A 21,875-nucleotide genomic window follows, 5' to 3' on the forward strand; every position below is an offset into this window, starting at 1 on the left:
GACTGGCGATTTCGCCGATGCGGCGCGCGTAGACCCGGCCGCACCCTCCTGACAACCCCACCCGTATCAGGAGGCATCATGCAACTCCGCATGCGCCGCACGTCAGCGGCCGTCTCGGCCGTGGTCGCCGCGTTCCTTCTGTCGCTCTCCCTGTCCGCGGCCCCCGCTCAGGCCGCGACCCACGATCCGATCGTCTTCGTCCATGGCTTGAGCAGTGACGCGAGCAGCTGGGACGACTGGATCGCCGACTTCAAGGCCGACGGCTACACGTCCTCGCAGCTGTACGCGTTCTCGTACGACTGGTCCAAGTCGAACGTCACCACCGCGAGCCAGCTCTCCAGTTACGTGAAGACCGTGCTGTCGCAGACCGGCGCCGCGAAGGTGGACCTGGTCGTGCACTCGATGGGCGCGCTGAACTCCCGCTACTACCTCAAGAACCTGGGCGGGACGTCGTACGTGGACGACTTCGTCTCGGTGGCCGGCGTCAACCATGGCACGACGACCGCTTCCTGGTGTTCCTGGCTGTACACGTCGTGTGCCGAGATGTACACGGGCAGTTCGTTCCTGACCTCGCTCAACTCCGGTGACGAGACCCCGGGCAGCGTCAGTTACGCCAGCTACTGGTCCGACTGCGACGAAGCCCTCACCCCCGACACCACCGCGGTCCTCAGCGGCGCCACCAATGTCGAGGTCGGCTGCATCTCGCACACCGACATGAACAACGACTACGGCGTCTACCAGCAGGTGCGCGACTTCGTGGCATAGCTGCCCGGCGGGAGGTGCACGGACCGTGTACCGGGGGACAATCACCGTAGGGCCCGTCCTTTCGGGAGGTCGCCATGCCGCTACGGTCCGCCGGCTCGGGCAGGTTGCCGAGTGATCCCGTGCACCACCCGCTGTTCGCCCGTTACTACGCCCGCGTGAGCGTGAGCGCGGAGACCCGCTGGGGCATGGCCGGGGTGCGGGACCGGCTGCTGTCCGGGCTGTCCGGGCGGGTCATCGAGATCGGCGCGGGCAACGGACTGAACTTCGCGCACTATCCGCGGACGGTCGCGGAGGTCGTGGCGATCGAACCGGAGCGCGCTCTGCGGCAGTTGGCGGTGGAGTCCGCCCTGCGCTCCGAGGTGCCCGTGGACGTGGTGCCGGGCGCCGCGGAGGCGCTGCCGGTCAAGAGCGAGGCGTTCGACGCGGCCGTGGTCTCGCTGGTGCTGTGCAGCGTGCGGGATGTGCCGCGGGCGCTCGCGGAGATACGGCGGGTGCTGCGCCCCGGTGGTGTCCTGCGGTTCTTCGAGCACGGCCGGGGCGGCGGAGCGGCGATGCGCTTCACCCAGCGGGCGCTGGACCGGACGGTGTGGCCGCCGCTCGCCGGGGGCTGTCATCTGTCCCGGGAGCCGGTGGCCTCGCTGCGCGAGGCGGGGTTCGAACTCGGGCCCTACCGGCGGGTGTTCATGCCGGAGAGAGGGCCGAGGACACCGGCGTCCTTCTGCGTGCTGGGCACCGCCTGGCGTCCCGTCGAGTGAGCGGCCCGGCGCTCACAGGCTCCACTGCCGCAGTTCCTCCGCGATGTCGTGCACCGAGGCCTCCCCGCTCTTGACCAACCGGGCCAGGTCACGGACCTGTTCGGGCGAGGTGACGACCTTGAGGCCGCTGGCGACGAGGTAGGCGTAGGCGACGGAGGACGCGAACAGTGCGTTGGAGCGCTCCAACGCCGGTACGTGGATCAGGAGTTGGAGCAGGGCTGCGGCGCGGGCCTGCGGGCTGTCGTAGACGGGTACGTCGAATATCTCGGCCTGGTGGCGCGCGACGGCCGCGACGAGGGCGCCCCAGTCGACGACCTGCGGGTCACCCGGTGTCTTGTGTTCGGCGAGCATGAGGAGCCAGGCGAGGTCGATTGTCACGTTGTCGCTCAAGAGGTCAGCGACGTCCCTCGTGCTCGGCGCCGAACTCCTCGGCGAACACGTTCTCGTACTGCTTCATGAAGTCGGCGGCGGCCTCCACGAAGGTCTGCCCGACCTGGCCGGCATCCTGCTTGACCAGCTCTTCGATGTAGCGGTTGACGCTCATGCCGCGGGCCAGGGCGCGTTCGCGAGCCGCGCGGGCGGTGCCCTCGTCCACTCTTACGTTCAGCTGGGTCTTCGCCATACCTCGACGCTAGCGCCGAACCGCTAGCACCGGCAAGGGGTCCACCCGGGGATGGAGATTGCCCCTTACATCGGTATCAGGGGCCCGACCTGGGGTGGAGACCGCCCTGCACTCAAGGGGGATACCGGGTGTGGGCGGGGTCACATTACCCTCGGCCGGACAAGGGAGTCGGTACGTCCAGTGAGCGTCGGTACGTCCAGCGAGCAAGGAGGCAGTCTTGTCCACATCTGCTGCGGAGCACGCCCCCGGCCAGGCCCCGGCCGACGGGATCGCGGCCCGCGCCCGCGGACTGACCAAGGCGTACGGCTCGGGCGAGACCACGGTGCTCGCCCTGGACTCGGTGGACGTGGACATCGCGCGCGGCCGCTTCACCGCGGTCATGGGCCCTTCGGGCTCCGGCAAGTCCACGCTGATGCACTGTCTGGCCGGGCTCGACAACGTGTCCGCCGGTCAGGTCTGGCTCGGCGACACCGAGATCACGGGGCTGAAGGAGCGCGAGCTGACCCGGCTGCGGCGGGACCGGATCGGGTTCATGTTCCAGTCGTTCAACCTGATCCCGACGCTGAACGCGGCCGAGAACATCACCCTGCCCATGGACATCGCGGGCAAGAAGCCCGACGAGAAGTGGCTGGACCAGGTCATCGACACGCTCGGGCTGCGGGCCCGGCTCAAGCACCGGCCCGCCCAGCTCTCCGGCGGTCAGCAGCAGCGGGTTGCGTGCGCGCGGGCGCTGGCCTCCCGGCCGGAGCTGATCTTCGCGGACGAGCCGACCGGCAACCTCGACTCGCGGGCCGGTCTGGAGGTGCTCGGCTTCCTGCGCGACGCCGTGGACGACCTCGGGCAGACCGTCGTCATGGTCACCCACGACCCCGGCGCCGCCGCCCACTCCGACCTGGTGCTCTTCCTCGGGGACGGGCGGATCGTCGACGAGATGGAGCGGCCCACGGCGGAGGCGGTGCTGGAGCGGATGAAGCGGTTCGACGTGATCCGCGGCCAGGCCGACACGGCCGAGGGCAAGAGCGACGGCGGCTCATCCCCCGGCACATCCGCTAACGCGTCCCCCGACGTCTCCCTCGACAAGGACTGAATCGGTGCTGAAGGCGACGCTCCGCAGCTTCCTCGCGCACAAGGGACGGCTGCTGCTGTCCGCGCTGGCCATCGTCCTGTCCGTGGCCTTCGTCGCGGGCAGCCTGATCTTCTCCGACACGGTGACCCGGACCTTCGACCGGCTGTTCGCCTCCACGTCCGCCGATGTGACGGTCGAGCCGAAGGACGACCTCAGCTCCCAGGTGCCGACCGGCGAGGCCCGCACCCTGCCCGCCGCGCTGGCCCAGCAGGTGGCGAAGGTCGACGGTGTCGCCTCGACCCACCCGGACGTGGGCGTCGAGAACATCACGGTCGTCGACAGCGACAACGAGTCGGTCGGCCCGACCACCGGCGCCCCCACCATCGCCGCCGACTGGTACGTCACCGACCGCAGCCCGGTGAAGCTCACCTCGGGCCATGCCCCGCGCGGCGCCGGCGAGGCCCTCCTGGACGCCGACACCGCCGACAAGAAGCACGTGAAGATCGGCGACACGCTGACGGTGCTGGCCCAGCCGGGCACCTTCAAGGTCCGCATCGTCGGCATCGCCACCTTCACCACCACCAACCCGGGCGCGGCCCTCGTCTTCCTCGACCCGGACACCGCCGCGACCCAGCTGCTCGGCTCGGCGGACAAGGCGACGAGCATCTCCGTGGACGCCGCCCCCGGCGTGAGCGACGCCCAGCTCAAGAGCCGGATCGCCGCCACCCTCGACACCGGCACCTACGACGTGAAGACCGCCGACGAGCAGGCCGACTCCGCCGCGGAGGATCTCGGCGGGTTCCTGGACGTCATCAAGTACGTGATGCTCGGCTTCGCCGGGATCGCGGTGCTGGTCGGCGTGTTCCTGATCGTCAACACGTTCTCCATGCTGATCGCCCAGCGCACCCGGGAGCTGGGCCTGCTCAGGGCGCTCGGCGCGGATCGCCGGCAGGTGCGCCGCTCGGTGCTGACGGAGGCGGTCCTGCTCGGTCTGGTCGGCTCGACGCTGGGCCTGGCGGCGGGCATCGGGCTCGCGGCCGGGCTGATCAAGCTGATGGGTGTCTTCGGGATGAACCTCAAGACCACGGAGATGGTGGTCGGTTGGGGAACCCCCGTGGCGGCGTACGTCGTCGGCGTCGGCGTCACCTTCGTGGCGGCGTATCTGCCCGCGCGGCGCGCGGCGAGCGTCTCGCCGATGGCCGCGCTCGCCGACGCCGAGATCGCGGGCATCGGCAAGCCCCTCAGGACCCGGGCGATCGTGGGCTCGATCGTCGGAGCGCTCGGCGCGGCGGCGCTGGTGGGCTGTGCGACGGCGACGAAGACGTCCTCGTCCGCGTCCCTGCTGGGGCTGGGTGTCGTCCTCACCCTGATCGCGACGGTGATCGCGGGACCGCTGCTGGTCCGCCCGGTGATCCGGGTCCTCGGCGCGGCCTTCCCGGCCCTGTTCGGCTCGGTCGGCCGCATGAGCCAGCGCAACGCCCTGCGCAACCCCCGTCGTACGGGCGCCACCGCGGCGGCCCTGATGGTGGGCCTCGCCCTGGTCGGTGGCATTTCGGTGGCGAGCGCGTCGATGTCCAAGTCCTTCGACCAGCAGATCGACAAGACACTGGGCGCCGACTTCGTCGTCCAGAACAGCAACTTCGTGCCGTTCTCGCAGACCGTCACCGACGCGGTGCGCGACACCGAGGGCGTCGGTCTCGTCGTACGGCAGCGGTTCGCGCCGCTCGCGGTGCATCTGCCGGACGGCAAGCGCATCGAGACGACGGCCGCGGGCTACGACGACAAGGTGGACGACGTCGCCCATGTCACGTACGCGGACGGGGACTCTGCGGCGGCGCTGGCGCCCGGCAGCCTGGGCATGGACGTCGACTTCGCCAAGGACCACGACGTAAGGATCGGCGACACGCTCCCCGTGGAGTTCCCGGGCGGGCAGCGCACCGAGTTGAAGGTCGCCGCCTTCACCGACCAGGACGGCTCGGACGGGTTCGGCATGCAGGGCGGGCTGTTCTTCGGCATCGCCACGGTCGAGAAGTACGTGCCGGGCGGCCAGGACTCCGCGCTGTACGTGAATGCCGCCTCGGGCACGAGCGCCGACCAGCTGCGCGCCCGGCTCGACAAGTCCCTCGACCCGTATCCGCAGGTCCAGGTCCGTGACCTGGCCGACTACAAGAAGCTGGTGCACGACCAGATCGCCGTGCTGCTCTACCTCGTGTACGCGCTGCTCGGCCTCGCGATCGTCATCGCGGTGCTCGGCGTGGTCAACACCCTTGCCCTGTCGGTGGTGGAGCGCACCCGGGAGATCGGGCTGCTGCGCGCCATCGGGCTCGGCCGACGCCAACTGCGCCGGATGATCCGCCTCGAGTCGGTGGTGATCGCCGTCTTCGGCGCGGTCCTGGGGTTGGCGCTCGGGCTGGTGTGGGGGGTGTGCGTGCAGCAGGTGCTGGCCTTGCAGGGCATGAACGCGCTCGCCATCCCGTGGTCGACGATCGTCGCGGTCGTGGTCGGTTCGGCGGTCGTCGGCATCGTGGCGGCCCTGCTGCCGGCGTTGCGTGCATCGCGCATGAATGTGCTGGCGGCCATCGCGCACGAGTGATGGAATCGGCGTGACCTCAAGTCGTCGGTGTCCGAGGAGAGTTCATGCCGCGTCCGTTCCGCTTCGGCGTCAACCTGATCGACCCCGCGCCCGCCGCGGAGTGGCGCGCCAAGTGTCGCCGGGCCGAGGAGATCGGTTACGACGTGATCCTCGTCCCGGATCACCTGGGCATGCCCGCGCCGTTCCCGGCGCTGGTCGCGGCGGCCGCGGCCACCGAACGGCCGCGGCTGGGCACGTTCGTGCTCAACGCGGGTTTCTGGAACCCGGCGTTGCTCGCCCGCGAGGTCGCGACGACGGACGCGCTGACGGACGGACGCCTCGAACTCGGCCTGGGCACCGGGTATGTACAGGCGGAGCACGACCGGGCCGGGCTGCCCTTCGGATCGCCAGGCGCGCGCGTGGACCATCTCCGGCACACGGTCGAGGAGTTGGGGCGCCTCCTCGACACGAAGGTGCCGTTGCTGCTCGGCGGCAACGGCGAGCGGATGCTGCGGCTCGCCGCCGAGCACGCGGACATCGCCGCGTTCACGGGCGCGTATCTGGTGCCGGGGAGCACCGAGGGCAAGCTGGTGCCGACGACCCTCGATGAGTTCGACGCGCGGTTCGCCCGGTACCGGGAGCTGGCGGCGGGGCGGGCGGAACCGGCGGAACTGAACCTGCTCCTCCAGATGGTGGTCGTCACCGACGATCCGGAGGCAGCCGTACGACCGCTCGTCGACCGGGTCCCGGGCCTCACCGTGGAACAGGCGCTGGAGCTGCCCATCCTGCTGGTCGGCAGCCAGGCGGAGGTCACCGCGAAGGTGCTCGCGCTGCGCGAGACGTACGGGTTCAGCTATCTGACCGTGCTGGAGCCGCATCTGGAGGCGTTCGCGCCGGTCGTGGCGGAGCTGGGAGGCAAGTGAGCGCGTGTGGTCCTGACGCTGTCCGGATGTTGAAATTCCGGGTCTCGTTCGCGGGGTGCGTGATGGGATCGTCGTATGACTGATCTGCACATCAGGAGCGCCGCCCCCGAGGACCTCGACGCCGTGCTGGCCTTCTGGAAGACGGCCGCCGAGGGCACGAGCATCAGCGACGACCGGGACGGCGTCGAGCGGCTCGTCGCCCGGGATCCGGAGGCGCTGATCCTGGCCGAGCGGGACGGCGAGCTGGTCGGCACGGTGATCGCGGGCTTCGACGGCTGGCGCTGCCATCTGTACCGCCTCGCGGTGCACCCGGAGCGCCGCCGCCAGGGCATCGGCTCGGCGTTGCTCGCCGCCGCGGAGGAGCGGTTCGTGGCGCTCGGCGGGCGCCGCGGGGACGCGATGGTGCTGGTGCGCAACGAGACGGGGCAGGCGGCGTGGCGGGCGGCCGGGTACGCGCCGGAGGAGAAGTGGCGGCGCTGGGTGAAGCCGCTCACGGATTGAGCGGTTCTTTTCTTAGGCGGTTTTGCTCCTCTCAAGCGGTTTTACTTTTCCTTTGCCGCGGGTAGGTCACCCGACCTCCCGGCGAAAGGTGTGGGCTGCCACGCTCTGGCCGATCATGGGACGGAGGTGACCCGATGACCGAAGTGCTCCTGCTGCTCGTGGCGATCCTGCTCTCCGTGGCCTGTGGTGCCTTCGTCGCCGCGGAGTTCTCGCTGACCACGGTCGAGCGCGGCACCTTGGAGCGGGCCGTGGAGCGCGGCGAGCGGGGCGCGGCGGGCGCCCTGAAGGCCGTACGGAATCTGACTTTCCAGCTCTCCGGGGCGCAGCTCGGCATCACCGTCACCAACCTGGTCGTCGGCATGCTGGCCGAGCCGTCGATCGCCAAGCTGATCGCCGGCCCCCTGGAGTCGCTCGGCATCTCCGCGTCGACGGCCTCCTCGCTGGCGCTGGTGCTGGGTACGGCGCTGTCCACGGTGTTCCTGATGGTCGTCGGCGAGCTGGTCCCGAAGAACTGGGCGATCTCCTCGCCGCTGGCCGTGGCCAAGCGGGTGGGCAACGCGCAGCGCTGGTTCAGCGCCGCGTTCCGGCCCTTCATCACGCATCTCAACAACACCGCGAACCGTGTCGTGCGCCGGCTCGGCGTGGAGCCCACCGAGGAGCTGGCCGCCGCGCGCGGGCCGCAGGAGCTGGCGGCGCTGGCCCGCTACTCCGCCAAGGAGGGCGCGCTGGAGGCCGACACCGCCGAACTCTTCGTCCGCACCCTGAACCTCGCGGATCTCACCGCGGAGAACGTGATGACGCCGCGCGTGCAGGTCATCGCGCTGGACGCGCAGGCGACCTGCGAGGACGTCGCCAACGCCACGCGCGCGACCGGCCTGTCCCGCTTCCCGGTCTACCGCGGCAGTCTCGACGCGGTCGTGGGCACCGCGCACATCAAGGACGTCCTGACCGTTCCCGCCGAGCGCCGGCCCCGGGTGCCGGTCTCCGAACTGATGCGCGAGCCGCTGCTCGTCCCGGAGTCGCTCACCGTGGACCGGCTCCTGGACCGGCTGTCCGGGAAACGCACGATGGCCGTGGTCATCGACGAGTACGGCGGCACGGCCGGGGTCGCGACGCTGGAGGACATCGTCGAGGAGGTCGTCGGCGAGGTCCGCGACGAGCACGACCCGCACGAGACGCCCGACCTGGCCCCAGCCGGGAACGACGACGCGGGCCGCGCGCTGTACTCGGCCGACGGCTCGGCCCGTGTCGACCAGCTCGCGCGCGTGGGACTGCGGGCGCCCGAGGGACCGTACGAGACTCTGGCGGGGCTGGTGGCGGCCGAGCTGGGCCGCATCCCCGTCGTCGGCGACACCGTCGAGGTCGCCGGCTGGCGGCTGGACGTCGTGGACGCCTCGGGGCGCCGGGCCGCGCGGGTGCTGCTGCACGCGCCGCCCGACGGTCCTGCGGACGAGGAGGTGGGGCCGTGACCGCCGTCCAGCTGCTGATCGGTTTCGCGACCCTCGTGGTCAACGCCTTCTTCGTCGGCGCCGAGTTCGCGCTGATCTCCGTGCGCCGCAGCCAGATCGAGCCGTATGCCGAGGAGGGCGACCGGCGCGCCAAGAGCGTGCTGTGGGGGTTGCAGCACGTGTCGGCGCTGTTGGCGGCCGCGCAGCTCGGCATCACCCTGTGCACCCTGGTCCTGGGTATCGTCGCCGAACCGGCCATCGCGCATCTGCTGGAGCCGGTGTTCCACGCGCTGGGCGTGCCGACGAGCGCCGGACACGCGGTGTCGTTCGTGATCGCGCTGACCGCGGCGACCTATCTGCACATGCTGCTCGGCGAGATGGTGCCGAAGAACATCGCGCTGGCGGAGCCGGTGCGCAGCGCGCTGACGCTCGGCCCGCCGCTGGTCGCCCTGGCCCGGGGGCTGCGCCCGGTGATCTTCGCGATCAACGCCTTCGCGAACGCCCTGCTGCGGCTGCTGCGGATCGAGACGAAGGACGAGGTCACGGCGACCTTCTCGGACGCCGAGCTGGCCCGCCTGGTGAGGGACTCCGACGAGGCGGGCCTGATCGACGACCGCACCCGGGAGCGGCTGCACGACGCGCTGGAGCTGGGCCGCCGCCCGGTGGGCGACGTGGTGCTCCCTCTGGAACGCGTCGTCTACGCGCGCGTGGGGGTCACTCCGGAGGAGCTGGAGCGGCTGTCGGCCGAGTCCGGGTTCTCCCGGTTCCCGGTCGTGGACGAGACGCGCAGGATCATCGGCTATCTGCATGTCAAGGACGCGCTGGACGCCTCGCCGCGGGACGTGCCGTTCCGGGTGCGGGAGATGCGGCCCATCGCGCGCGTGCGTGAGAGCACGCCGCTGGACGACGTGCTGACCGCGATGCGGCGCAGTCGGACGCATCTGGCGGCGGCGGTCGGGGACGACGGGCGGCTGGCGGGGCTGGTGACGATGGAGGACGTGCTGCGCCGGCTGTTCGGGCAGCGGACCTGAGCGCTGCGGGGCCCGGGGACCGAGCGGCGGGCCTGAGTCCGGGATCACGCGGAGAGGACCGACCGGCGTGCCTGAGCCCGGGATCACACCGAGGGGACCGACCAGCGGGTATGTGCACGGGATACCATTTCTGTCGCCATGCAGAAGAACCCCACATACACCAGCCTCGTCGCGGTCGGCGACTCCTTCACCGAGGGCATGTCGGACCTGCTGCCGGACGGCTCCTACCGCGGCTGGGCCGATGTCCTGGCCGGCCGGATGGCCGCCCGCACGCCCGGTTTCCGCTACGCGAACCTCGCGGTGCGCGGCAAGCTGATCCAGCAGATCGTCGACGAGCAGGTCGACGTGGCGGCCGCCATGCAGCCGGACGTGATCACGCTGGTCGGTGGGCTGAACGACACCCTGCGCCCCAAGTGCGACATGGTCCGCGTCCAGGATCTGCTGACCGAGGCCGTGGAGCGGCTCGCCCCCTCCTGCAAGCAGCTGGTCCTCATGCGCAGCCCCGGCCGCGAGGGCCCTGTCCAGGCCCGCTTCAAGCCGCGCATGGAGGAGCTGTTCGCCTGCGTCGACGAACTGGCCGAGCGGCACGGCGCCCTGGTCGTCGACCTGTACGGGGCGCCGTCGCTGAGCGACCAGCGCATGTGGGACGTGGACCGGCTGCACCTCACGCCCGAGGGCCATCGCCGGGTCGCGGAGGCCGTGTGGCAGACGCTCGGCTACGACCCCGAGGACACCGAGTGGCGTACGCCGATGCCGGCGACGGTGCCGCCCCACTGGCTCGCCCGGCGCATCGCCGACGCCCGCTTCGCCAAGCAGCACCTGCTGCCCTGGATAGGGCGGCGCCTGACCGGGCGCTCGTCCGGGGACGGGCTGCCGCCGAAGCGGCCGGAGCTGCTGCCGTACCAGGACCCGACGGCCTGACCTGGACCCGACGGCCCGGCCTGGACGGGACGGCCTGACCTGGCGTGACGCAGGTCTCGTAGGTTCCGCCGAAGCCACCCATGGCGCTGGCCTGCACGATTCGCCAGTAGAATCCGTACACGTGACTTCCGCTCCCGCCAAGCCCCGCATCCCCAACGTCCTCGCCGGACGCTACGCCTCCGCCGAGCTCGCCACGCTCTGGTCGCCCGAGCAGAAGGTGAAGCTGGAGCGGCAGCTCTGGCTCGCCGTGCTGCGGGCCCAGAAGGACCTCGGCATCGAGGTCCCGGACGCGGCGATCGCCGACTACGAGCGTGTCCTCGACACCGTCGACCTGGCCTCCATCGCCGAGCGCGAGAAGGTCACGCGGCACGACGTGAAGGCGCGGATCGAGGAGTTCAACGACCTCGCGGGGCACGAGCACGTCCACAAGGGCATGACCTCGCGCGACCTCACCGAGAACGTCGAGCAGCTCCAGATCCGGCTGTCCCTGGAGCTGATGCGCGACCGTACGGTGGCCGTGCTGGCCCGCCTCGGCAAGCTGGCCGGCGAGTACGCCGAGCTGGTCATGGCCGGCCGCTCCCACAACGTGGCCGCACAGGCCACGACGCTGGGCAAGCGGTTCGCGACCGCCGCCGACGAGCTGCTCGTGGCGTACGCACGCGTCGAGGAGCTGCTGGGCCGCTACCCGCTGCGCGGCATCAAGGGCCCGGTCGGGACCGCGCAGGACATGCTCGACCTGCTGGGCGGGGACGCGGGCAAGCTGGCGGAGCTGGAGGACCGGATCGCCGGGCACCTCGGCTTCTCCCAGGCCTTCACCTCCGTCGGCCAGGTCTACCCGCGCTCGCTGGACTACGAGGTCGTCACCGCGCTGGTGCAGCTGGCGGCGGCGCCTTCGTCCCTCGCCAAGACGATCCGGCTGATGGCCGGGCACGAGCTGGTGACCGAGGGCTTCAAGCCGGGCCAGGTGGGCTCCTCGGCGATGCCGCACAAGATGAACACGCGGTCCTGCGAGCGCGTCAACGGCCTGATGGTCATTCTGCGCGGCTACGCGTCGATGACCGGCGAGCTGGCGGGCGACCAGTGGAACGAGGGCGACGTGTCCTGCTCGGTGGTGCGCCGGGTCGCGCTGCCGGACGCGTTCTTCGCGCTGGACGGTCTGCTGGAGACGTTCCTGACCGTGCTCGACGAGTTCGGCGCCTTCCCGGCGGTCGTGGCCCGCGAGCTGGACCGCTACCTGCCCTTCCTCGCCACCACCAAGGTGCTGATGGGCGCGGTCCGTGCGGGCGTCGGCCGTGAGGTCGCCCACGAGGCGATCAAGGAGAACGCCGTGGCTTCGGCGCTCGCGATGCGCGAGCAGGGTGCCGAGCGCAACGAGCTCCTCGACAAGCTGGCCGCCGACGAGCGCATCCCGCTCGACCGCGCCCAGCTGGACGCGCTGATGGCCGACAAGCTGTCCTTCACGGGCGCCGCGGCCGACCAGGTCGGTGTGGTCGTCGGCCGGATCGAGGAGATCGCGAAGCAGCACCCGGAGGCCGCCGGTTACACCCCCGGAGCCATCCTCTGACGCGCTTCACCGCCGCCGAGTTGGAGGCCGCCCGCGACCGTCTGGTACCGGACGTCGTCGCGGACGGTCTCCGCGTGCTGTTCTGCGGGATCAACCCCGGTCTGATGACGGCAGCGACGGGCCATCACTTCGCCCGTCCGGGCAACCGCTTCTGGCCGGTGCTGCATCTGTCCGGCTTCACACCGAGGCTCATGAAGCCCGCCGAACAGCAGGAGTTGCTGTCGTACGGGCTCGGCATCACGAACGTCGTGGCGCGGGCGACCGCGCGGGCGGACGAGCTGAGCGCGGAGGAGTATCGCGAGGGCGGGCGGCAACTGGCGCTGAAGGTGGCGCGGTTGCGGCCGCGGTGGCTGGCGGTCGTCGGAGTGACCGCGTACCGGGCGGCGTTCGACGACAAGAAGGCCCAGGTGGGTCCGCAGGAGCGGGTGATCGGGGACACGCGCATGTGGGTGTTGCCCAACCCCAGTGGGCTGAACGCCCATTGGACGGCGGCGACGATGGCCGAGGAGTTCGCGCGGTTGCGCATGGCGGCGGAAGCCTGAGGGCTGGCGGCAGACGCCTGATGGTCACGGCGGGTCCGCTTCCGTGACGGCGGCCCATATACGCGGCCGGCTCTCGTCCTCCCGGTCGGCCACCGCCAGGGTGAGCCGGCGGATGCTGTCGGGCACCTCCCATGTGCGCACGTCGATGGCCGAGGCAGTGAGCGACAGCCAGGGCTCGGGTATCGCCTCGCCTCGCGTGATGCGCTCCTCCAGGGTCACGGTCCCCCAGCGTTCCGCCGCTCCCCATCTCTGTGTGAACAGCTCGACGAGCGCCGCCTCATACGCGTAGCAGTCGCTCACGTCCGGCCAGTCCCCCGGCCCTAACCACGCGATGTGGTACCGCTCGTGCTCCGAGGGAAAGTCACGGGCGCACAACGCGTCGATCAGGGCCAGGTCCTTCGCGATGTCCATGTGATCCAGTAAACCGGGCCCCACTGACAACTGGTGTGCCGTCAGGCATCCCTGCGTCGCACGCTCCAGGCACCCGCGGCGAGCGCCGCCGCGGTCCACAGCGCGGTCACCGCCAGCCCGGACCACGGCCCCAACCGCCCGTCGTACGTCTCGTACAGCACGATCTGGCCCGCCCGGTCGGGCATGAAGTCGGTGACGCCGCCGGGCACGTCCCCGATCACGAACGAGACGACGAGGATGAACGGGATCAGCAGCGACAGGGCGCCCACGCCGCTGCGCAGCAACGCCGCCAGGCCGGCCGCGAACAACGCCATCAGCATGAGATAGATCCCGCAACCCACGACGCCGCGCGTCTGCTCACCGGCGGTGAGACCGCTCGCCGCGTCGCCGAGGCCCGCGCGGGCGACGACGAGGGCGGCGACGGCGGTGACCAGGCCCACCAGCAGGGCCGGTACGGCGATGGCGGTGAGCTTGGCCGTGAACCACCGCCCCCGCTGCGGCACCGCGGCGAGCGAGAGCCGGAGTCCACCCCCGTGGAACTCCGAGGAGATCGCCATGGCGCCGAAGGAGATCGCGGCGATCTGGCCGGGCATGACGCCGGACAGTGCCATGAACAGCGGGTCGAAGTCGGGGTCGGACGTGTCGGAGGCGCCGGCGATCGCGGAGAACGCCGTGGTCGCCGCGAACAGCGCCAGCAGCGCCCCGAGCAGGGAGCGGAGCGTGCGGATCTTCAGCCACTCCGCGTGAAGGACGGGAACGAACGGCATCTCAGGCCTCCTGCGGCTGTGCGGTGAACTCGGTCTCGGTGGCGGTGAGGTCCAGATAGGCCTGCTCCAAGGTGCCTTCCTCAGCGGCCAGTTCGAGGAGGGGCACACCGGCGGCGGAGGCGAGACGGCCGATGTCGTCCACGCGTGCGTGCCGCACGCTCCAGTGCCCGTCCTCGTGTTCGGCGGCGTCATGACCGTGCTCGGCGAGGACCGCCTTGAGGGCGGTGGGGTCCGTGGTGCGGACGCGTACGCTCGGCTGCACGCGCGCGTGGATGAACTCCCGCAGCGGGGTGTCCGCGAGGAGCCGGCCGCGGCCCAGGACCACGAGGTGGTCGGCGAAGGCCGCGGTCTCGTTCATGAGGTGGCTGGAGACCAGGACCGTGCGCCCCTCCCCCGCGAGGCGGCGCAGCAACTCGCGGATCCAGATGATGCCTTCGGGGTCGAGCCCGTTGGAGGGCTCGTCGAGCATGACCACCTCGGGGTCGCCGAGCAGGGCGGCCGCGATGCCGAGCCGCTGGCGCATGCCCAGGGAGTACGTCTTCACCCGTCGCCGGGCCGCCGGGGCGAGGCCGGTCTCCTCCAGCAGTTCGTCCACGCAGCGGTCCGGGATGCGGTTGCTCGCGGCCAGGGTGCGCAGATGGTCGCGGCCGGTGCGCGAGCCGTGCGCGGCCTGCGCGTCCAGCAGGGCGCCCACGTGGCGCAGCGGCTCCTGGAGGGTGGCGTAGGCGCGGCCGCCGACCGTGGCGGTGCCGGAGGTCGGCCGGTCGAGACCGAGGACGAGTCGCAGAGTGGTGGACTTTCCGGCGCCGTTGGGGCCGAGGAAGCCGGTGACGCGGCCGGGGCGGACGGTGAAGGTGAGGTCGTCCACGGCTCGCCGGGTGCCGAACTCCTTGGTGAGGGCGTGGACTTCGATGCTGGTCATGGCAGCAGCCTGGCTGTTGGGGGCGGGCCTGGGCCTCCCCCAGGAGTGGAGATCGTCTCCCCCGTGCGGGGGAGGCTGATTGTCAGTGGCGGCTGGCACGATGACGCAATGGCCCGCTTGCTGCGCCCGTTCGGTCGGGCGGTGACGTACACACGATTGCTGCATCTGTACATCGCGATCGTGTGGCCGGCGATGTGGTTGTTCATCGAGGAGGCCTGGTGGACCTGGGTGGTGGCGGGTGTGGTGCTCGCCCCGGCCGGGCTGGTGCCGGCGATGCGGACCGTGGAGGGTCTGCAGGCGAGGCTGCTGCTGACCGGCCACCGGCACGACAGCGAGGGCACCGACATCGTCGTCGCGCCGTCCGCGTCCTGGAGCGACCGGGGGCGGGTGGTCCTCTGGCTGGAGGCGCGGCTGCTGCTGGGCTGCGTGACCTCGATGTTCACCTTCCAACTCCTCCTGGCCTCCGTGGACCTGGCACTGTCCCCCTTCGGCCGGGACGCCGACGAGGGCGTGCTGTTCCTGCCCGACGGCCACCACGGGTGGCACGTGTTGTTGGCGCCCGCGACGCTGGCGGTCCTGGCGGCGACCGTGGTGGGCTCGGGCCACTTGATCACCGCGCTCGCCCGCCGCCTCCTCGGTCCGTCCCCGGCCGACCGGCTCGCCGCCATGGAGGAGCGCACCGAGCAACTGCTGGAGCGCACCCGTATCGCCCGTGAGCTGCACGACTCCATCGGCCACGCCCTGACCGTGGCCGTCGTCCAGGCGGGAGCGGCCCGGGCGGCCGCCGATCCCGCCTTCACCGACCGCGCTCTGGACGCCATCGAGGAGACCGGGCGGGCCGCCCTGGAGGATCTGGAACGCGTCCTCGGCATCCTGCGCGAGTCCGAGCGACCGGTGAGCAGCCGGCCGACGCTGGCGGACGCCGACCGGTTGCTGGAGTCCGCGCGGGCGTCGGGCGCCAAGGTCGACGTCGACATGACCGGCCCCCTCGACACCGTCCCCGGGCCGGTCTCCCGCGAGGGCTACCGCATCCTCCAGGAATCGCTGACCAACGTGCTGCGGCACGCGGGCGCCGTCCCCGTCCGGGTCCGCGTCGCGGTGGCCGACGGCGCGCTCGTGCTGGAGGTCCGCAATCCGCTCACCGGCGACATAGCCGGGCCCGGCAGAGGCAGCGGGCTGCGCGGGATACGCGAGCGCGCGGCCCTGCTGGGCGGGCGTGCGCACACCGGCCCTGACCAGGGTGACTGGCAGGTGCATGTGGAGCTGCCGGCGCGCTGATCTACGCTGGCCGGATGCCGGTCACCGTTCTCCTCGTCGACGACGAGCCCCTCGTACGCGCGGGTCTGCGGGCCGTGTTGGAGGCGCAGCCCGACATCGAGGTGGTCGGGGAGGCCGCGGACGGGGCGGCGGTGATTCCGCTGGTGCGGCAGCTGCGGCCGGACGTGGTCGCCATGGACGTACGGATGCCGCTGCTGGACGGGATCGAGGCCACGCGCGCGGTGCTGCGGACGGTGGCGGAGCCGCCGAAGATCCTCGTGGTGACGACGTTCGAGAACGACGAGTACGTGTACGAGGCGCTGCGGGCCGGGGCCGACGGGTTCCTGCTGAAGCGGGCGCGGCCGGCCGAGATCGTGCACGCGGTGCGGCTGGTCGCCGAGGGCGAGTCACTGCTGTTCCCGGCGTCGGTGCGGCAGCTCGCTGCCGAGTACGGCGAGGGGGGCGGGAACCGCGCGGCCCGCGCGGCGATGGAGCGGGCGCAGCTGACCGAGCGGGAGGCGGAGGTGCTGCGGCTGATGGCGCGGGGGCTGTCGAACGCGGAGATCGCCGAGCGGCTCGTGGTGGGGACGGAGACGGTGAAGTCCCATGTGAGCGCTGTCCTGGCCAAGCTCGGGGCACGGGATCGCACGCAGGCGGTGATCGCGGCGTACGAGTCGGGCTTCGTGGCGCCGGGCTGACCGGAGCGGCGGACGACGCCCGGTCGGGCAGCAAGCGGTCTCTGCATCCCCGCGCTCGCCGGGGTCCGCCGTGCCGAGTACGATCCGCCCAACACGCGCACGAGCTGGGAGGACGGACGTTGGGGCGGCTGACCGGCGGGGATCCCTCGCTGCTGCGGAGGATCAACTCCGCGGTGGTGCTGCACGCGCTGCGCGCCACGGACTGCGCGACGCTCACCGAGATCACCCGCGTGACGGGCCTGTCCCGGCCTACGGTCGAGGGCGTGGTCGAGGGACTGATCGAGGCCGGGTACGTCGTCGAGAAGGCCGCGGACGAGAGCGTCGTACGGCGTCAGGGGCGGCCCGCGCGGCGGTTCCGGTTCCGGGCCGAGGCCGGTCATCTGCTGGGCCTCGACATCGGCTCGCACCGGGTGGCCGCGCTCCTGTCCGACCTGGACGGCCGGGTCCTCGGCGCCGTCGCGAAGGACGTGGCCGAGTCGGCCCCCGCCGACGAGCGGCTGGAGCGGCTGCGGACCGCGGTGGCGGAGCTGCTGCGCCGGGCCGGGGTGTCACGGGGCTCGCTGCGGGCCGTTGGAGTGGCCTCGCCGGGAATCGTGGAGGCGGACGGCACGGTGCGGCTGTGTGCCGCGCTGCCGGAGTGGACGGGGCTGCGGCTGGGCGAGCGGCTGAGCCGGTCCTTCAAGTGCCCGGTGCTGGTGGAGAACGACGCCAACGCCGCGGCGGTCGCCGAGCACTGGAAGGGCGCGGCCACCGAGTCCGACGACGTGGTGTTCGTGCTGGCCGGGCTGAGTCCCGGCGCGGGGTCGCTGATCGGGGGGCGGCTGCACCGGGGGTTCGGCGGGGCGGCGGGTGAGATCGGCGCGCTGCATCTGCTGGGCCGTGAGGTGACGCCCGAGACGCTGCTGTCCACCACGGACGAGCCGTTGCACCCGCTCGACGAGCAGGCGGTCGCCGAGGTCTTCGCGCAGGCGCGCGAGGGCGACCAGCGCGCCCGCGCGGCCGTCGAGCGCTTCATCCAGCGGCTCGTCCACGACGTGGCCGCGCTCGCCCTCGCCCTCGACCCGGAGCTGGTGGTGATCGGCGGCTGGGCGGCCGGTCTGGACGGCGTACTGGAGCCGCTGCGGCGGGAGTTGGCGCGCTACTGTCTGCGGCCGCCGAAGGTCACCCTGTCGCTCCTCGGCGAGGCGGCGGTGGCGACGGGGGCGCTGCGGCTGGCCCTGGACCACGTGGAGGAGCAGCTGTTCGCGGTGGAGGGCACGGTGACGGCGCGGCGGTGACCGATTCGGCGTACCGCCACGGACACACCGCGCGCCCCGGAGCTGCTCCGGGGCGCGCGGTGTGTCATGCGGCGGCAGGGGCGACGGTCAGGACGCCTGGCGTTCCGGCTGCTGGTGGATCTCCACGCCGCCGGAGTCGCCGAACGTCAGCCGGCAGGTGTCGGCGCGGTACGTGGCGACGGACAGCGCCGCGGTGCGCCCCCCGGCGAAGAAGCGGGTGGTGACGACGAGGACGGGGGCGCCTGGCAGCCGGTCCAGCTGCTTGGCGTCGTCCGCGCGGGCCGAGCCGAGTTCGACCGCGCTGTCCTGCCCCTCCAGCTCCAGGCGCTGCAGCTCACGCAGCACGGCACGCGCGCGTGCCGCCCCGGAGGGGGCGTCGATGGCCGACAGCTCGGGCACCGACGACTGCGGGACGTAGAGCAGTTCCGCGGCGACGGGCTGGCCGTGGCTCATCCGGGAGCGGCGCACGATGTGCACGGTGTCCTCGCTGCCGGTCTCCAGCGCGGCGGCGACGGCGGCCGGCGGGACCTCCAGCGCGCTGTCGGCGAGCTGCCAGGCGTCGGTGGCGGTGCCCGGCCAGGCGTGCTGCTCGGTGCCGACGGCCACCCCCACGCGCGGCGGCGCGACCGTCGTACCGACCCCGCGGCGGCGCTGGAGGCGGCCTTCCAGTTCGAGCTGTTCGAGCGCCTGACGGAGCGTGGCGCGGGCGACGCCGAAGCGGGCGGCGAGGTCTCGCTCGTTGGGCAGGATCTCGCCCACGGAGAACTCGGAGTCCAAGGCCTCACTGAGCACCGTCTTGAGATGCCAGTACTTCGGTTCCGGCACCGATTCCAGTTGCGTGGTCCCCACCCTGTCCTCCGCAATCGCCGTGGTCCGGCGGCGTTTTAGCGCCCTTGTTTATTAAAGGTTGTTGCACTTATCTGCGACCATAGGGCGGCCCCCACCCTTGGTCAAGACCAATCCTCGATCCCTCGCGGCACTCACAGGGACGGTGCCGTGGAGCGTTCACGAAGCGTTCGTACCGGGCGGTGTCCGTGACATGACGGCAAAGCCCCCGTCGCACCGGACGGGGGCTTCGAGCGGCAGCGCCGCTAGGCGGAAAGCGATTGCAGCTTGTCGGGGTTGCGCACGATGTAGACGGACTGGATGCGGCCGTCGGCGATGTCCACCTGGAAGACCGAGTCGGGCTTGCCGCCGGACAGGACCAGCACCGCGGGGCCGCCGTTGACCTCCACGATGCGCCACGTCATGTCCTCCACGCCCTTGCGGGCGGCACCGACGACGAAACGGCCCACGTGATCCGCCGTCTCGATGACCCGCAGCGGTGCCCGCGACTTGCCGCCGCTGTCGCCGACGAGGCGGACGTCCGGCGCCAGCATCGACATGAGCCCCTCCAGGTCGCCCTCCGCGGCGGCGGCGAGGAAGCGTTCGGTGAGGTCCCGGCGCTGGACGGGGTCGACCTCGTAGCGGGGCCGGCGTTCCTCGACGTGCTTGCGGGCCCGTCCGGCGAGCTGGCGTACCGCGGGCTCCTCGCGCTCCAGCATGGTGGCGATGTCCGCGTACGGGTAACCGAAGGCCTCCCGGAGCACGAACACCGCGCGCTCCAGGGGCGAGAGCGACTCCAGGACGACGAGGACGGCGAGGGAGACGGAGTCGGCGAGCACGGCCCGCTCCGCGGTGTCCGGGACGACGTCCCCGAAGTCGGTGACGTACGGCTCCGGCAGCCACGGGCCGACGTAGGCCTCCTGGCGCGCCTTGATCTGGCGGAGCCGGTCGATGGCGAGGCGGGTGGTGATCCGTACGAGGTAGCCGCGCGGCTCGCGCACGTCGTCCCGCTCGGCTCCGGACCAGCGCAACCAGGCCTCCTGGACGACGTCTTCCGCGTCGGCCACCCGCCCCAGCATGCGGTAGGCCACTCCCAGCAGGACGGGGCGGTGCTCTTCGAATACGTCGGTCACGGTGTCGGTACTCACGGCTCCATCCCAACCGACGCGCTCCGTGCTGTCCAGGCGGAACCAGGAGGCCGACCCACAAGGGCTACCCGCCGGTAGTAATTGCTGACAAGCTGTCTACGCAGCGTCCGTCAGCGAGCCCCAGACGAGGAGCACACCCCCATGGCCGCCACCGTCTCGTTCAAGGTCCCTTCCCCGCACGGCCCGCGGTCCGTGACCGTCGACTACGCGCGCGTGGGCGGCGGTGAGCCGCTGCTCCTGCTGCACGGCATCGGCCACCACCGCCAGGCCTGGGACCCGGTCGTGGACATCCTGGCCACCGAACGCGACGTGATCGCCGTGGACCTGCCCGGCTTCGGCGCCTCCCCGGGGCTGCCCGACGGACTCTCGTACGACCTGGCCACCACGACCGCCGTGTTCGGCGCGCTCTGCGAGGAGCTGGAGCTGGACCGGCCGCACGTGGCGGGCAACTCGCTCGGCGGTCTGCTCGCCCTGGAACTCGGCCGGGAGAAGCTCGTACGGTCCGTCACCGCGCTGTCTCCCGCAGGCTTCTGGTCGGAGGCCGAGCGGCGCTACGCCTTCTCCGTGCTGCTCGCGATGCGGGGCATCGCCCAGCGGATGCCGCTGCCCCTGGTCGAGCGGCTGTCGCGGTCCGCGGCCGGCCGGACCGCGCTGACGAGCACCATCTACGCCCGGCCGGGCCGCCGTTCACCCGAGGCCGTCGTCGCCGAGACGCTCGCGCTGGTGAACGCCACGGGCTTCGCCGACACCCTGCGCGCGGGCGGCGCCGTCCGGTTCACGGACGACATCCCCGGCATCCCGGTCACCGTGGCCTGGGGCAGCAAGGACCGGCTCCTGCTGCGCCGCCAAGGAGTCCGCGCCAAGCAGATCATCCCCAAGGCCCGCCTCGTGCGGCTGCCCGGCTGCGGCCACTGCCCGATGAGCGACGACCCGGCGCTCGTCGCGCGCGTGATCCTGGACGGCAGCCGCTGACGTCTTCCGGGTTCTGGTGAACGCCCCTGACCCCAGGGCGACTCCGACACCGACGAGGGCGCTGCCGACGGCCTGGGCGGCGCCGTAGGCACCCGTGCCGACGAGCGGGGCGGTGCCGGCCGCGGCGACCGGGATGAGGCCGGAGAACAGCGTGGCGCGCTCCGCGCCGATCCGCTGCATGCCCATGTACCAGCACACGAAGCCCACGACCGTGACGACCGCCGCCTGCCACAGCAGGGCGGCGGCCTCGGTGCCGGTGGGCCGGCGCAGCCATGCCGTGCCGTCCAGGACGAGCCCGGCCGCCAGGGACTCGGCCGCGGCGACGCCGCACACCGTGGCGGACAGCAGCCGCGGCCCCAGGGGACGCAGGACGGGCACGGCGAGCACCGCGAAGCCGACCTCACCGGCCAGCGCGCACACGGAGTAGGCGATCCCGGTCGCGTCGGTGCGCCCCCAGCCCTGGACCGTGAAGGCCCCGACGGCCACGAGCAACGCCCCGTACAGGACCACGCGTTGTGGCCGGCGGCCGTCGAGCGCCGGAACGACGACGGCCACCACGACCGGCGCGCAGCCGACGAAGACGCCCGGGACGGCGGGTTCCGCGGTCCGTTCGGCGGCGATGACGGCCATGTTGAACGCGACCATGCCGACGCCCGAGAGCAGCGCGAGACGGCCCCATGAGCGCGGCCCGAGCCCCCGCAGCCGGGGCGCGGCGCCCCGGCCGGCGAGGGGCAGCAGCAGCAGACAGGCCAGCCCGTAGCGGAGGAACTGGCCGCCCGCGTACGGGTAGTCGCCGAGCTTGCTGTTGGCCGTGAAGGACGCGCCGACGAGGACGCAGGCGAACGCGGCGAGCAGCGCTCCGCGCGTGGTGGTGGCGTTCATGGGAGC

The 21,875-nt window shown here is 71.9% G+C and carries 22 protein-coding genes and 1 pseudogene; 15 read left to right on the plus strand and 8 right to left on the minus strand.

The window, feature by feature from the left end; translation table 11 throughout:
• The first annotated feature begins 78 nt into the window (after window positions 1-78).
• The gene (locus CRP56_RS06120) at window positions 79-765 is read left to right on the plus strand and encodes an esterase/lipase family protein (protein WP_097261040.1); all 687 of its coding nucleotides are present in this window, start codon (window positions 79-81) and stop codon (window positions 763-765) included.
• A 74-nt stretch (window positions 766-839) separates the two neighbouring features.
• Complete coding sequence (locus CRP56_RS06125) at window positions 840-1,520, plus strand: class I SAM-dependent methyltransferase (RefSeq protein WP_097261042.1); 681 nt, start codon at window positions 840-842, stop codon at window positions 1,518-1,520.
• Window positions 1,521-1,532: 12 nt separating this feature from the next.
• On the opposite strand, the gene CRP56_RS06130 is transcribed toward CRP56_RS06125, so the two are convergent.
• Window positions 1,533-1,871, minus strand: a complete 339-nt coding sequence (locus CRP56_RS06130) for a fic family toxin-antitoxin system, toxin component (protein ID WP_097273765.1) — start codon at window positions 1,869-1,871, stop codon at window positions 1,533-1,535.
• 43 nt (window positions 1,872-1,914) lie between these two features.
• Window positions 1,915-2,142: an antitoxin gene (locus CRP56_RS06135; protein WP_059198316.1), complete on the minus strand. Its 228-nt coding sequence runs from the start codon at window positions 2,140-2,142 to the stop codon at window positions 1,915-1,917.
• A gap of 217 nt (window positions 2,143-2,359) precedes the next feature.
• On the opposite strand from CRP56_RS06135, the gene CRP56_RS06140 reads away from it, so the two are divergent.
• From CRP56_RS06140 to mug, 9 genes are all read left to right on the plus strand, one after another.
• Entirely contained in the window at window positions 2,360-3,229 is an 870-nt protein-coding gene (locus CRP56_RS06140; protein WP_097261044.1) for an ABC transporter ATP-binding protein, read from the plus strand.
• Window positions 3,230-3,233: 4 nt separating this feature from the next.
• On the plus strand, window positions 3,234-5,801 hold the full coding sequence (locus CRP56_RS06145) for an ABC transporter permease (RefSeq protein ID WP_097261046.1): 2,568 nt from the start codon (window positions 3,234-3,236) through the stop codon (window positions 5,799-5,801).
• A 44-nt stretch (window positions 5,802-5,845) separates the two neighbouring features.
• Complete coding sequence (locus CRP56_RS06150) at window positions 5,846-6,703, plus strand: TIGR03621 family F420-dependent LLM class oxidoreductase (protein WP_097261048.1); 858 nt, start codon at window positions 5,846-5,848, stop codon at window positions 6,701-6,703.
• A gap of 75 nt (window positions 6,704-6,778) precedes the next feature.
• Window positions 6,779-7,204, plus strand: a complete 426-nt coding sequence (locus tag CRP56_RS06155; RefSeq protein WP_097261050.1) for a GNAT family N-acetyltransferase — start codon at window positions 6,779-6,781, stop codon at window positions 7,202-7,204.
• 134 nt (window positions 7,205-7,338) lie between these two features.
• Window positions 7,339-8,673 carry a hemolysin family protein gene (locus tag CRP56_RS06160; protein ID WP_097261052.1) on the plus strand — a complete coding sequence of 445 codons (1,335 nt, stop codon included), beginning with the start codon at window positions 7,339-7,341 and terminating at the stop codon, window positions 8,671-8,673.
• The gene (locus CRP56_RS06165; RefSeq protein ID WP_097261054.1) at window positions 8,670-9,683 is read left to right on the plus strand and encodes a hemolysin family protein; all 1,014 of its coding nucleotides are present in this window, start codon (window positions 8,670-8,672) and stop codon (window positions 9,681-9,683) included. The genes CRP56_RS06160 and CRP56_RS06165 overlap by 4 nt, the downstream gene beginning before the upstream one ends.
• Window positions 9,684-9,821: 138 nt before the next feature.
• Entirely contained in the window at window positions 9,822-10,604 is a 783-nt protein-coding gene (locus tag CRP56_RS06170) for an SGNH/GDSL hydrolase family protein (RefSeq protein WP_097261056.1), read from the plus strand.
• A gap of 121 nt (window positions 10,605-10,725) precedes the next feature.
• Window positions 10,726-12,168: an adenylosuccinate lyase gene (purB, locus tag CRP56_RS06175; RefSeq protein WP_097261058.1), complete on the plus strand. Its 1,443-nt coding sequence runs from the start codon at window positions 10,726-10,728 to the stop codon at window positions 12,166-12,168.
• Window positions 12,165-12,710 carry a G/U mismatch-specific DNA glycosylase gene (gene mug / locus CRP56_RS06180; RefSeq protein ID WP_097261060.1) on the plus strand — a complete coding sequence of 182 codons (546 nt, stop codon included), beginning with the start codon at window positions 12,165-12,167 and terminating at the stop codon, window positions 12,708-12,710. Before purB ends, mug begins: the two co-directional genes overlap by 4 nt.
• Window positions 12,711-12,734: 24 nt before the next feature.
• Here the strand turns inward: mug and CRP56_RS06185 are convergent, their stop codons facing one another.
• The 3 genes from CRP56_RS06185 to CRP56_RS06195 are packed head-to-tail and all read right to left on the minus strand — an operon-like array spanning window position 12,735 to window position 14,810.
• Window positions 12,735-13,121 carry a hypothetical protein gene (locus CRP56_RS06185; RefSeq protein WP_097261062.1) on the minus strand — a complete coding sequence of 129 codons (387 nt, stop codon included), beginning with the start codon at window positions 13,119-13,121 and terminating at the stop codon, window positions 12,735-12,737.
• A gap of 41 nt (window positions 13,122-13,162) precedes the next feature.
• A complete protein-coding gene (locus CRP56_RS06190; RefSeq protein ID WP_097261064.1) occupies window positions 13,163-13,888 on the minus strand; it encodes an ABC transporter permease in 726 nt (241 codons plus the stop codon).
• Window position 13,889: 1 nt separating this feature from the next.
• Window positions 13,890-14,810, minus strand: a complete 921-nt coding sequence (locus CRP56_RS06195; protein WP_097261066.1) for an ABC transporter ATP-binding protein — start codon at window positions 14,808-14,810, stop codon at window positions 13,890-13,892.
• A gap of 108 nt (window positions 14,811-14,918) precedes the next feature.
• Between CRP56_RS06195 and CRP56_RS06200 the strand changes: the two genes are divergently transcribed.
• The 3 genes from CRP56_RS06200 (at window position 14,919) to CRP56_RS06210 (ending at window position 18,042) form a co-directional block, all read left to right on the plus strand.
• A complete protein-coding gene (locus CRP56_RS06200; protein WP_097261069.1) occupies window positions 14,919-16,088 on the plus strand; it encodes a sensor histidine kinase in 1,170 nt (389 codons plus the stop codon).
• A gap of 14 nt (window positions 16,089-16,102) precedes the next feature.
• Window positions 16,103-16,765 carry a response regulator transcription factor gene (locus tag CRP56_RS06205; RefSeq protein ID WP_097261071.1) on the plus strand — a complete coding sequence of 221 codons (663 nt, stop codon included), beginning with the start codon at window positions 16,103-16,105 and terminating at the stop codon, window positions 16,763-16,765.
• Window positions 16,766-16,884: 119 nt separating this feature from the next.
• Window positions 16,885-18,042 (plus strand): ROK family transcriptional regulator, encoded by a 1,158-nt coding sequence (locus CRP56_RS06210; RefSeq protein ID WP_097261073.1) that lies wholly within the window; start codon window positions 16,885-16,887, stop codon window positions 18,040-18,042.
• 87 nt (window positions 18,043-18,129) lie between these two features.
• Here CRP56_RS06210 and CRP56_RS06215 read toward each other — a convergent pair whose 3' ends face one another.
• A complete protein-coding gene (locus tag CRP56_RS06215) occupies window positions 18,130-18,891 on the minus strand; it encodes a GntR family transcriptional regulator (protein ID WP_097261075.1) in 762 nt (253 codons plus the stop codon).
• Window positions 18,892-19,133: 242 nt separating this feature from the next.
• Entirely contained in the window at window positions 19,134-20,015 is an 882-nt protein-coding gene (locus tag CRP56_RS06220; protein ID WP_097261077.1) for an RNA polymerase sigma-70 factor, read from the minus strand.
• A gap of 141 nt (window positions 20,016-20,156) precedes the next feature.
• Between CRP56_RS06220 and CRP56_RS06225 the strand changes: the two genes are divergently transcribed.
• A complete protein-coding gene (locus CRP56_RS06225) occupies window positions 20,157-20,987 on the plus strand; it encodes an alpha/beta fold hydrolase (protein ID WP_097261079.1) in 831 nt (276 codons plus the stop codon).
• Between the two features lie 525 nt (window positions 20,988-21,512).
• Here the strand turns inward: CRP56_RS06225 and CRP56_RS49465 are convergent.
• Window positions 21,513-21,869, minus strand: a pseudogene (locus tag CRP56_RS49465) (EamA family transporter); the annotation flags it as partial.
• Window positions 21,870-21,875: the final 6 nt, after the last annotated feature.

It is taken from the genome of Streptomyces sp. TLI_55 (genome assembly GCF_900206255.1).
GTDB classification, from domain to species: Bacteria; Actinomycetota; Actinomycetes; order Streptomycetales; family Streptomycetaceae; genus Streptomyces; species Streptomyces aquilus.